We start from the raw sequence: 10,991 nt of genomic DNA, 5'->3' as shown, positions 1-10,991 counted from the left end.
GTGTCTGTGCCGGCCTCTTCGCGAGCAAGCCCGCTCCCACATTGGATCTGAGTGAACTCGGTCAAATGTGGGAGCGAGCTTGCTCGCGAAGGGGGCGACTTGGTCTCAACGCCGTAAGTAAGATCCGAAATCTATATCACCGGCACTCAAAATCGCCTGCACCCGGTTGTGCACATTGAGTTTGCGCAGGATCGCCGAGACATGCGCTTTAACCGTGGTTTCAGCGATTTCCAGGGTGTAGGCGATCTGTTTGTTCGACTCGCCCTTGGTCATGCGTTCGAGTACTAGCAACTGCTTGCGGGTCAAGGCCTGGAGCAGTTCAGGTGGAAAGCTCGGGGCATCGTTCATGCGCCGTGTACCGCATTTTTGCGTGCGGATGATGTCCGGCGGCAAGTAGACATTGCCGTTGAGGATCTGCTGGATGGCCTCGGTCATCTGCACCCGTGGCGAGGATTTGGTGATGAAACCCACCGCACCATAAGTGATGGCTTGCAGCACGACTTGTTTGTCCTGTTCGGCCGAGACGATCACCACCGGGATGGTCGGGGCCTCGTTGCGCAGGTTGATCAGGCCATTGAGGCCGTGCATGCCGGGCATGTTCAGGTCGAGCAGGATCAGGTCCAGGTCGTCGTGTTCCTGCGTCAGCACCAGGGCGCTGTCCAGGTCGGCGGTTTCCATCACTTCGCTGCCGGGGAAACCGTCGCTGATGACGTTATGAATGGCTTCGCGAAACAGCGGGTGATCGTCGGCAATCAGAATTTTGTACATAGCCTTTCACCTCATTATTTTGTTTAGGGTGTGGCAACAACTCGCACGCGTATAGGTCAGGGAAAGGGCTCGGGCTGGGCGGGCGTTACGGGCAGGTTGGCTGCCTGCCAGGCGTCCAGGCCGTCGCGATACCAATACAGAGTCTTATAACCCATGGCGGCGGCGCGCTTCACGGCGTTCCAGCTCAGCCAGCAATCGGAGCGGCAGTAGAAGACCAGCGGTTGCGCGAGATCACCTGCGGTCAATGTGTTCAGCTTACGCGCAAAATAGTCCTGCCAGTCGGGCGTCAGGTCACCGTCGCCGGTATTGGCCAGCCAATGGCTGCCGGGCACGTTTTCGTGGGGCTGATCCTCGATGAAACGTCCTTGCAACCACTGGCGGCGGTAGACGTCGATCAGCACCGGACGCGGCGTCTGGGTCAGCAGGGTTTGCAGGGCGGCGGTATCGATGATGCCGGCGCCCTGGACTTGATTCGGGGTCGGGCTGCGGTACAGACCGATGCGATAGCCGTCAGCGGAGAACAGCGGTGCTTCGGCCTGCGCGACGCCCAGCAACAGGCTCAGCGATAGCGCAATGAGAGAAGGGCGCAGCAGACGACGTCGGGCACGCGGCATGGGGGTTCAATCCTTATAGTTATGAACCTATTACATGCCAGTCTCGGTGCGATTGGAATGCGACGATAGACAGGAAAACCAGTACTAAAGTAGTAATTTTCACGCTGTTAAACACAAATCCCCTGTGGGAGCGAGCCTGCTCGCGATAGCGGTGTGTCAGCCGACATCAATGTGGATGTGATGCCCTCATCGCGAGCAGGCTCGCTCCCACAGGGGGGTGTTGTTAGTTGGTTTTGCGTAACGCCGCGTGTTGCGGGTTGAAGGTGAACACGGCGAGCAGCGCGAATATCAGCGTCAGCCCCACGCACACCGCCAGCGCCAACGGATTGAAGCGTTCATACAAGGCAAACCGCACCAGTTCCACCGCATGGGTGAACGGGTTCAATGCGCACAACCAGTACAGCCACTCGCTGGACTCGCGCATCTTCCACAGCGGATACAGCGCCGACGACAGGAAAAACAGCGGGAAGATCACGAAATTCATCACCCCGGCAAAGTTCTCCAGCTGCCGGATCGCGTTCGACAGCAACAGGCCCAACGCACTGAGCATCAACGCCACCAGCAGCAACGCCGGTAACGCGATCAACAGCCCCATGGCCGGTGGTTGCACGCCGTACACCCAGGCAATCGCCAGAAAGGCATAGACCTGCAACAGCGAGATCAGCGAGGTGGCCAACAGTTTGCTGCACAGCAGGAAAGTCCGGGGCAGGGGACTGGTCAGCAACACACGCATGCTGCCCATTTCCCGGTCGTAGACCATCGACAGCGAACCTTGCATGCCGTTGAACAGCAGAATCATGCAGGCCAGCCCGGGGATGATGTAGACCTCGTAGGGAATGTAGGTGTCATAGGGCTCGATGATCGCGATCCCGAGTGCGGCGCGAAAACCGGCGGCGAACACCAGCAGCCACAACAACGGCCGCACCAGCGCACTGAGAAACCGCGTGCGTTGCAACACAAAACGCAGCCATTCACGCAGCACGATGCCGCTGAAACATTGCCAGTAGGCATTCATTGGGCGGCTCCTGAAGTCGTCAGTCGAGTGAAGGCCGAACCCAGGTCACCACCGTGCTCCAGGCTCAGGGCGTCGGCTTGTCCGCTGGCAACCAACCGGCCCTGATGAAGGATCAACAAGTCGTCGCTCGGCTGTACTTCATCGAGTAAGTGAGTAGTCCAAAGCACGCTGATGTTCTGCTCGCGGCACAAACTGCGAATGTGTTGATTGAGCGCCAGCCGACTGGCCGGGTCGAGGCCGACGCTGGCCTCGTCGAGCAGCAGCAGGCGCGGCTCATGCAGCAAGGCGCGGGCGATTTCCACCCGACGACGGTGGCCACCATTGAGTTCGCGAACCCGTTCGCGACGGCGTTCGGTCAAGGCCTGACGTGCCAGTTCGGCGTCGACCCGCAGGTCGGTCTGACGCCGGGACATCCCATGCAGCGCGGCGTGATAACGCAGGTTTTGCTCGACGCTGAGGTCCAGGTCCAGCGTGCTTTGCTGAAACACCACACCCAATTGCTTGAGTGCCGGACGCGCCGCGTTGCGCAACGAACAGCCGCCGACCCGGATGTCACCGCGCTGCAAATCGTAGAGTCGAGTGAGCAAAGCAATCAGCGTCGATTTGCCCGCGCCGTTCAGCCCCAGCAACGCAGCGAAGCGGCCAGGTGCCAGGCTGAAACTCACCTGGCGCAACGCCTCTTTCGCGCCATAAGCGAAACTCAGCTCGCTGACTTCCAGAGCGTTCATGGGGTCACCACCACGCCCCAGGGATAACGTCCGACCTTCACCGATTTAGTCACCTTGAGGCTGTCGACATCGATCACTGACACATCGCCGCTGACGCCGTTGGTGGCCAGCAATTGTTTCTGATCCGGGGTGAACGACATTTGCCACACGCGGCGACCGACCAGCAGGTAATCAAGGATTTCGAAAGTCTTGGCGTCGATTACCGCCACATGATTGGCCGGGCCGAGGGCGACGAAACCGTACTTGCCGTCAGCGCTGAGCTTGATCCCCACCGGCTGGACTTTGTCCGGGTGCACGCCCTTGATCTGGAAGGTCAGGGTCTTGAGGGTCTTGCGGGTGGCGACGTCGAGAATGGTCACCGTGCCGCCGATTTCCGCCGAGGCCCAGAGCTTTGAGCCATCGGGCGTGAACTCGACGAAGCGCGGCCGCTGATCCACCAGCGTGCTGTCGGCCAGGGTCTGGGTGCTGGTGTCGATCCAGTGCAGCATGTTGGTGGTTTCGCTGGTGTTCACCGCCCACTTGCCGTCAGGGCTGACGGCCATGCCTTCGGGTTCGACGCCGACGTTGATCTGGCTCAGCACCTTGGAGGTTTCGGTGTCGATCACCGTCACCAGCGCATCGTCTTCGTTGGAAACGTACAGCCAGCGATTATTCGGGTGCAGGGCGAACTGCTCCGGGTCTTTGCCCGAAGGCAGTTCCTTGATGATCTTGCGGGTGGCGACGTCCATCACCTGGACCCGGTCCGAGTCGCTGGCGCAGATGTACAGCAGCTTATTGTCGTGGGACAGCAGCAGACCGCGCGGGCGCTGGCCGACGGGCAGGGTGTCGGTGACTTGCAGGGTCTGCAGGTCGATCAGGCTGAGGCTGTTGTCTTTTTCGTTGGAGACCCAGGCGGTGCTGGCAGCAGCGTGCCCGGCGGCGAGCAGCAGGGCGCAGGAAAGCAGGGTGCGGCGCATGGCAGATTCCTTGTTGTTTTAATTATCGGGTCAGGGAAAGTGGCAGCTGACCTCGGGCTTGTCGTAGCCGAGGCTGTCCATTTCGTTGAAGGGGTGCAGGAAGCCGTCTTGCGGCGACGTGCTGACCAGCGCCCGGGGCTGCACGATGGGAATGGGTTGGCGCAACTGGCCGTTCCACGGCCGATAACTGAGCTTGCGACCCTTGAAGCCGTCCAGCGGCAATTGATCGCTGATTTCAAGCGTACGGATCGCTATCGGATCGACCTGACGCAATTTACTCACCGCACTGGCGATGCTGCGCACAGCGATCCAGGCCGCGAAATCGCGGTCATTCATCCAGCGTCCGGTCAGGGCTTCGAAGCGTTTCTGCAACTGGGCGGCGCCGTAGGTTTCCACGGTTTTGTGCCAGCCCACCGGGGTCAGCCCCTGAGTGCCAGCGACCGGCCGTGGGTACCAGGTCTGGTAGGGCACGTATTCGCCGAAATCACCGCGTTCATCCGCCACCAACACCACGTCGTACTCGGCGGTCTGGGTGAACAGCGGCATGTCGGCCTGGGCGCTGCGGCGCTGATCGTTGTCGAAGCTCCAGGCTTTTTCCGCGACCAGTTTCAGGCCGAAGCGTTTGGCGGCGCGGCGCAGGGCGGCGGCATAGGCTTGATCATCCGGGGTCGGGCCGACGATCAGCAGCGCCCGTTGCCATTTGCGCACCACCAGAAATTGCGCCAGCGCATCGGCGAGCATCGCCCGGCTCGGCAGGCTGTGCAGCACGTTCGGCAGGCAGTCGGTGGTGCGCAGGCTGTCGTCGGGGCTGCCGGCGTTGAACAACAAGCTGTCGGGTAGCACGGCGGCGAGCCGGCGCAGGCTGGCGGCCGGTGCGTTGACGACAAACAGGCGCAGACCTTGCTCATGTTGAGCCTTGGCCGCTTCGACCAGGGCATCGGGATTGTCGACGTTGGCGCTGACCAGGGTGTAGCTCTGGTTGAGGAAACGCCCGGTGCTGTTGCTGTCGGTGATCGCCAGTTCGGCGCCACGCAACCCGGCATCGACCGGCTCGGGAATGACGTTCGACAGCAACGGGCCCGGGTCGGGGCGATAGCCCAGGAAACCGATCTGCACCTGTAACGGCGCGTCGGCAGCCTGGCTCTGGGTCGCCAGCCCGGCGGCGCAGGCAATCGCCAACAGGTAGATCAGGGCGTAAGGGGCAAGCTGGCGCATAAGGCACTCCATTACAGGTAGCGCCAGCATAGGAACGCTGTGAGGCAGAAGGAAATATGCAGAAAGTACCAGTGAGCCAGTACCAAGGTAGTAACTCGCCCGGGGCGGCGCGGTTTTAGCATGGGCAATAACGGCCATCACATTGGAGGCGATCGATCATGCGTATTCTCAAAGCACTGCTTCTGCCGTTGCTGCTGATCCTGACCCTGATCGGCGTCGACAAGCTCCACGGCCCGCGCCCCGCGCCGTTGCTGGTCTTGCCCATGACACCGGGGCGCTAGGCGTGTCGGCCCTGTGGCGGATCAACCTGTGGGTCTGCGGATTTTTCGCCCTGGTCACCTTGGCGTGCATGGGTTTGCTGGTGCACCAGGCGCTGGCGGACGTGGAGCGTGAGCTGCAATCCGCCGAAGCAGTGGTCGAGTACCTGAGCGAAACCGCCGAGCGTGATCCCGCCAGCCTGCAACCACGGCTGACGGGCAGTTTGCGGCATGTGCGGGTGCGCTGGCTGGAATCCGGCGAGGAGGCACGGTTGCCGGTTCAGGATGGGCTCGATGCCTGGCTCGGGCGTTTGTTGTTTGCGCAAGACCGACACAGCGCCCGGGTGCTGGATTTGCGGGATGGCCGGCGTGTCCAGATCGCGGTCGATCCGCGAGATGAAATCGACGAAGTCTGGGATTCCTTGCAACAGCTGCTGAGCCTCTGTGGGTTGGCGTTGCTGTTGAGTCTGCTGACCATCCGCTGGGCCGTGCGCCGGGGCATGGGCCTGCTCGATGAATTGTTGCGCGCGTTGCAACAGGTCTCCGGTGGGCAGCTGAATGTTCGATTGCGCGCAGAAGGCGTGCCGGAGGCGCGGCAACTGGCGGTGCACTTCAACCAGATGACCGCTGCGTTGGAGCAGGCTTACGCCGACAAGACCCAACTGACTCAGACGTTATTGGCGGTGCAGGAGCAGGAGCGCACTCATCTGGCGCAGACCCTGCACGATGACCTCGGCCAATACCTGGCGGGCATTCGCGCCCAGGCCTGTCTGTTGCGGCTGGTGGCCGATCAACCGGTGGTGGTTGAACGCACGGTGCGCGAGCTCGAACACAACTGCGAACGCCTGCAACAGGGCTTCCGGGCGCTGGTCCGCGATCTCTATCCGGTGGTGTTGCAACACCTGCCGCTGGCCGAAGCCTTTGGTTTGCTGGTGGAGCAATGGCAGGGACGGCAAGGCATCGATTGCCAGTTACGGGTCAGCGCGCAGTTGCCGGCGCTGTCGGTGCCGAACAAGACCCATCTTTATCGTTTGCTGCAGGAAGCGTTGACCAACGTCGCCCGGCACGCCGAGGCCAGTCAGGTGCGGGTTCGCCTGCAACATCACGGCGGGCGTTTGCGCTTGCTCATTCGCGATAACGGACGTGGCGCGCAACAGCCGCAAAGGCCGGGCGTCGGTTTGTATTCGATGGTTGAACGCGCGCGCAGCCTGGGCGGCGAATTGCGGATCATCAGTCATCCCGGCGCCGGTTGGGCGCTGACGTTGAGCATGCCTTTGGAGGTGTCATGAATATTCTGTTGGTCGATGACCATGCGGTGGTCCGTCAGGGCTATGCCAGTCTGTTGCGGGCGTTGTTGCCGGCAATGGAAGTCCGTGAAGCGGCGACGGGTGAGGAGGCGTTGACGCGGGTACAAGAAGCCGTACCGAATCTGGTGATCATGGATTTTGGTTTGCCGGGGATCAGTGGCCTGGAAACCACCCGCCGACTGCGTCAGCGCTTGCCGCAACTGCGGGTGCTGTTTTTCAGCATGCACGATGAACTGCCGTTGGTGCGCCAGGCGCTGGACGCCGGGGCTTCGGGCTACCTGACCAAAAGCTCGGCGCCCGAAGTGCTGATCGAGGCCGTGCAGCGCATCCTCGCTGGTCATGCCTATATCGAGCAGCCGTTGGCCACTCAATTGGCGTGTCATCCGCAACAGGATGCCAGTGATCCGCGTTTGCAGAGCATGACTCAGCGTGAGCTGGAGATTTTTGTGATGCTCGCCAAAGGTACCCCGGCGCGGATGATTGCCGAGCAGTTGAGCATTAGCAGCAAGACTGTTTCCAATCACCTGACTTTGCTCAAGAGTAAGTTGCAGGTGACGTCCCATACCGAGCTGGTGCATTTGGGGATTGATATGGGGGTTGTGCGGGTGGCGAGTTGACTCGATCCACCGCAGGATGTAGTGCTTTTTGATCGTGTACATATCCGTTTTTTCTGTAACGGCTGCTTTTGGTTCCGCTTTTACAGCGGGTCACTTGGAAAAGCCCCAAGTAACCAAGGGCTCTTGCCCCGCCATTCGGTGCCTCGCCTAGGCTCGGCATGCCCTCACTCCGGCATTGCTTCGGGGGCCCGCCGCCATCGGCCATCCATGGCCGGGGGCGGCTACCGCGGCATCCTTGCCGCGGTGCCCCCTGCGCAACGCCTGCGTTCGGCCTCTGGGAAAGGGGCGGCAGATCTGAAGCCAAAGCAACGGCAACGGCAAGATCAAAAGATCGCAGCCTCGCTTCGCTCGACAGCTCCTACAGGGTAACGCGTTCACTTGAAGTCAGGCCGGCCGGTAGGCCGCCTCGCTTTGGCTTTTGCGGTACACGCCCCCTCGAGAGGCCGAGTGGAGGTTCTGCGCAGTGGGCAACCCTGCATGGATGGCGGCGGGCCCACGGAGCAGGACCGGAGCGAGGGCATGCCGAGCCTAGGCGAGGCACCGAACGACAGGGGCATGAGCGCTTTGGTTACTTTCCGCCGGGCCGCGCAGGCTTTTCGAAAGTGACTCGCTGTAAAAGCGAAACCACCAGTCGGCATGACCGCAGAAACGGATATGTACATCATCAAAAAAAACGACGCCTGACACTCAGCCATCGCGAGCAAGCTCGCTCCCACAGGGTTATGTGCCAGCCGGTAGGATCGGTTACTTATCCCAAGTCGTCGGGCAACCGGTGCAACCCTCCATGTTCGCATCCTGAAAATTCGCATAGTGCAGCCGTGCACCGCTGAGGTTCGCCTGTTCGAGGTTGCTTTCGCCGAACTTGGCTTCTTGCAGATTGGCATCGCTGAGGTTGGCCCCCTTGAGGTCGGCCTTGCTCAGCCAGGTCATCTCCAGATCCGCAGCCCGCAGATTAGCGTTGTGCAATTTGGCTCCGGACAAGCGGGCGAATTGCAGATAAGCGCCACTGAGGTTGGCGTCCTGAAATTGCGCACCCTGGGCGAACATCCCCCAGCCCTGAATCGCCATCAGCGTTGCCCCGGTGAAGTTGGCCAAGCGCAGATTGCTTTGCTGCAGGCTGGCGCGAGTCAGGTTGGCGCCTTGCAATTGGGCCTTTTCCAGATTGGCAAGGTCGAGCCGGGCGTGGCGCAGGTCGGCATCACGCAGGTCGGCGCCGCTGAGGTTCATGCTGCGCAGGTCCTGATTGCTCAGGTTGGCGCCTTTGAGGTTGGCGCCGGGGCATTGGCTGTGTTCGGCAATGGTGCAGCCGTTGATGATCAGCGGGGTGTCTTCGCCGTCGTCGGCGTAAGCGGGGGGAAAGGTCAAGAGCAGCAAAAAAGACAGGTATTTCATCACGAGACCTCTAAATGGGCATGGATACGGCTTCACGTAGCAGCTGTCGAGTGAAACGAGGCTGCGTCGACGGTGTGCCTGACACACCGCTAACGCGGCCTCGCCGAGGCTCGACAGCTGCTACCTGAGTCGTATCGGCAAGGTAGGCGGCGTTACTTCTGAGCGGTTTTCGTATCCCAGCTCGGGATCTTGAACACCCAGAACGACCCGCCCTGAGCCACCGGTTTGGTCAACTCGGCCATGTCGCCGCCCCACAACGGCACCGCGCCGCCATAACCGACGGTCACGCCGACGTACTGCTCGCCATCCTGTTCCCAGGTGATCGGCGGCGAGACGATGCCGCTGCCGGTCTGGAACTTCCACAGCTCCGCGCCGGTTTTCGCATCGAAGGCCTTGAGGAAACCGTCGCCGGTACCGGTGAACACCAGGTTGCCCTTGGTCGCCAACACGCCGGCCCACAGTGGCAGTGCTTCTTTGTGCTCCCAGACCACTTTGCCGGTGGTGGGGTTCATCGCGCGCAGGCTGCCGACGTGATCGTCGTACATGCGCTTGATGCGGAAACCCATGCCCAGATAGGCCGAGCCTTTTTTGTAGTTGACCTCTTCGGTCCAGTACTCCTCCTTCCACTGATTACCCGGAATGTAGAACAGCCCGGTGTCCTGGCTGTAGGCCATCGGGTTCCAGTTCTTGCCACCGAGGAACGGCGGCGAGACTTCCACCGACTTGCCTTTGGTCTCGCCCGGCAGCGGTTTGGCCGGACGCTGACCCGGATTCTCCACCGGCTTGCCGGTCTTGAGGTCGATGTGGCTGGCCCAAGTGATGTTGTCGACGAAGGGGAAGGCGTTCTGCAATTTGCCGTTGTTGCGATCCACTACGTAGAAGAAACCATTGCGGTCCGCGTGGCCGGTGGCCTTGACCGTTTTGCCGTCCTTGTCCTTGTAGTCGAACAGCACCAGCTCGTTGTTGCCGGAGAAATCCCAGGCATCGTTCGGGGTGTGCTGGTAGAACCATTTCACCTCGCCAGTGCTCGGATCGACGCCGACCTGGCCCGAGGTGTAGAGGCTGTCGTAATCGTGAGGATTGCCGTCCTTGGACGTACGGGCCCAGGTATTCCACGGGCCGGGATTGCCGGCGCCGACAATGATGGTGTTGGTTTCCGGATCGAAACTGGCGCTCTGCCAAGGCGCGCCGCCGCCGTGGCTCCAGGCTTCGACCTTGCCGGTTTCGGTGGTCGGATCATCCGGCCAGGACGGCGCCTTGACGTCGCCGGTCGTGGTGCTGTCCTTGCCGTTCAAGCGGCCCATATGACCCTCGACGAAAGGACGCATCCAGACCTCTTCACCGGTGTCCGGATCGCGGGCGAAGAGCTGCCCGACCACGCCAAACTCATCACCGGAGCTGCCGTGAATCAGCAGCACCTTGCCGGTGGTTTTGTCTTTGATCAGCACCGGGGCGCCGGTCATGGTGTAGCCGGCGGCGTGGTCACCGAATTTCTTGTTCCACACCACTTTGCCGGTGTTTTTGTCCAGGGCGATCAGCCGCGCGTCGAGGGTGCCGAAGTAGATTTTGTCGCCAAAGATCGCCGCACCGCGATTCACGACGTCGCAGCACGGACGAATGTTGTCCGGCAGGCGATGGTTGTAGGTCCACAGGCGCTTGCCGGTCTTGGCGTCCAGGGCAAAGACCCGCGAATAGGAACCGGTGACGTAGACCACGCCGTCGCTGACGATGGCCTGGGATTCCTGGCCGCGCTGCTTCTCATCGCCGAACGAGTAGGACCAGGCCGGGGTCAGCTTGAATACGTTTTTGTCGTTGACCTGGGCCAACGGGCTCCAGCGTTGCGCGTTGGTGCCCATGCCGTATTGCAGCACGTCCTTGGTGGTCAGGTGATCGTTGGCAATGTCTTCCCAACTCACGTTTCGGGTGGGAGTGGCCGGTGCGGTCGCGCCGTAGCTGACAGCACTCAGGGACAGGCTGCCCACCAGCAGAAAAGCCTGCACGGCGATAGACAGCGGGGAAAGGGCGGGTAGCGATCTTATTGTCATGGTTGCAGTTCCCAGTGGAGGTTTTGGCCTGCACAGGGTGGTGGCCCAGCGTGTTGGCGGATACGGAAAAAGTCCCG

The 10,991-nt window shown here is 61.3% G+C and carries 11 protein-coding genes; 3 read left to right on the top strand and 8 right to left on the bottom strand.

The window, feature by feature from the left end; all coding sequences use genetic code 11:
* Positions 1-105: 105 nt before the first annotated feature.
* The 6 genes from ACMXYJ_RS20170 to ACMXYJ_RS20145 all read right to left on the bottom strand — a co-directional run bounded on the left by ACMXYJ_RS20170 (position 106) and on the right by ACMXYJ_RS20145 (position 5,296).
* Entirely contained in the window at positions 106-768 is a 663-nt protein-coding gene (locus ACMXYJ_RS20170; protein ID WP_008149733.1) for a response regulator transcription factor, read from the bottom strand.
* Between the two features lie 56 nt (positions 769-824).
* The gene (locus ACMXYJ_RS20165; protein ID WP_415756603.1) at positions 825-1,382 is read right to left on the bottom strand and encodes a PQQ-dependent catabolism-associated CXXCW motif protein; all 558 of its coding nucleotides are present in this window, start codon (positions 1,380-1,382) and stop codon (positions 825-827) included.
* 223 nt (positions 1,383-1,605) lie between these two features.
* Positions 1,606-2,397, bottom strand: a complete 792-nt coding sequence (locus ACMXYJ_RS20160; protein WP_046048912.1) for an ABC transporter permease — start codon at positions 2,395-2,397, stop codon at positions 1,606-1,608.
* Positions 2,394-3,125, bottom strand: coding sequence for an ABC transporter ATP-binding protein (locus tag ACMXYJ_RS20155; RefSeq protein ID WP_415756602.1), 732 nt, complete (start codon positions 3,123-3,125; stop codon positions 2,394-2,396). Before ACMXYJ_RS20155 ends, ACMXYJ_RS20160 begins: the two co-directional genes overlap by 4 nt.
* Positions 3,122-4,081: a YVTN family beta-propeller repeat protein gene (locus ACMXYJ_RS20150; RefSeq protein WP_415756601.1), complete on the bottom strand. Its 960-nt coding sequence runs from the start codon at positions 4,079-4,081 to the stop codon at positions 3,122-3,124. The genes ACMXYJ_RS20155 and ACMXYJ_RS20150 overlap by 4 nt, the downstream gene beginning before the upstream one ends.
* Before the next feature lie 30 nt (positions 4,082-4,111).
* Positions 4,112-5,296, bottom strand: coding sequence for an ABC transporter substrate-binding protein (locus ACMXYJ_RS20145; RefSeq protein WP_415756600.1), 1,185 nt, complete (start codon positions 5,294-5,296; stop codon positions 4,112-4,114).
* Between the two features lie 158 nt (positions 5,297-5,454).
* Between ACMXYJ_RS20145 and ACMXYJ_RS20140 the strand changes: the two genes are divergently transcribed.
* The 3 genes from ACMXYJ_RS20140 to ACMXYJ_RS20130 are packed head-to-tail and all read left to right on the top strand — an operon-like array spanning position 5,455 to position 7,477.
* Entirely contained in the window at positions 5,455-5,577 is a 123-nt protein-coding gene (locus ACMXYJ_RS20140; protein ID WP_008149743.1) for a hypothetical protein, read from the top strand.
* Positions 5,578-5,579: 2 nt separating this feature from the next.
* Positions 5,580-6,842, top strand: coding sequence for a sensor histidine kinase (locus tag ACMXYJ_RS20135; RefSeq protein WP_415756599.1), 1,263 nt, complete (start codon positions 5,580-5,582; stop codon positions 6,840-6,842).
* Positions 6,839-7,477 (top strand): response regulator transcription factor, encoded by a 639-nt coding sequence (locus tag ACMXYJ_RS20130; RefSeq protein ID WP_415756598.1) that lies wholly within the window; start codon positions 6,839-6,841, stop codon positions 7,475-7,477. The genes ACMXYJ_RS20135 and ACMXYJ_RS20130 overlap by 4 nt, the downstream gene beginning before the upstream one ends.
* Before the next feature lie 744 nt (positions 7,478-8,221).
* Here ACMXYJ_RS20130 and ACMXYJ_RS20125 read toward each other — a convergent pair.
* Positions 8,222-8,869: a pentapeptide repeat-containing protein gene (locus tag ACMXYJ_RS20125; RefSeq protein WP_415756597.1), complete on the bottom strand. Its 648-nt coding sequence runs from the start codon at positions 8,867-8,869 to the stop codon at positions 8,222-8,224.
* A 152-nt stretch (positions 8,870-9,021) separates the two neighbouring features.
* Entirely contained in the window at positions 9,022-10,914 is a 1,893-nt protein-coding gene (gene exaA, locus ACMXYJ_RS20120) for a quinoprotein ethanol dehydrogenase (RefSeq protein WP_415756596.1), read from the bottom strand.
* Between the last annotated feature and the right edge of the window lie 77 nt (positions 10,915-10,991).

Source organism: Pseudomonas arabinosi (genome assembly GCF_047758675.1).
GTDB lineage: Bacteria > Pseudomonadota > Gammaproteobacteria > Pseudomonadales > Pseudomonadaceae > Aquipseudomonas > Aquipseudomonas arabinosi.
Note: the sequence above shows the minus strand (reverse complement) of the source record. Positions and strands in the feature narration are given on the sequence as shown.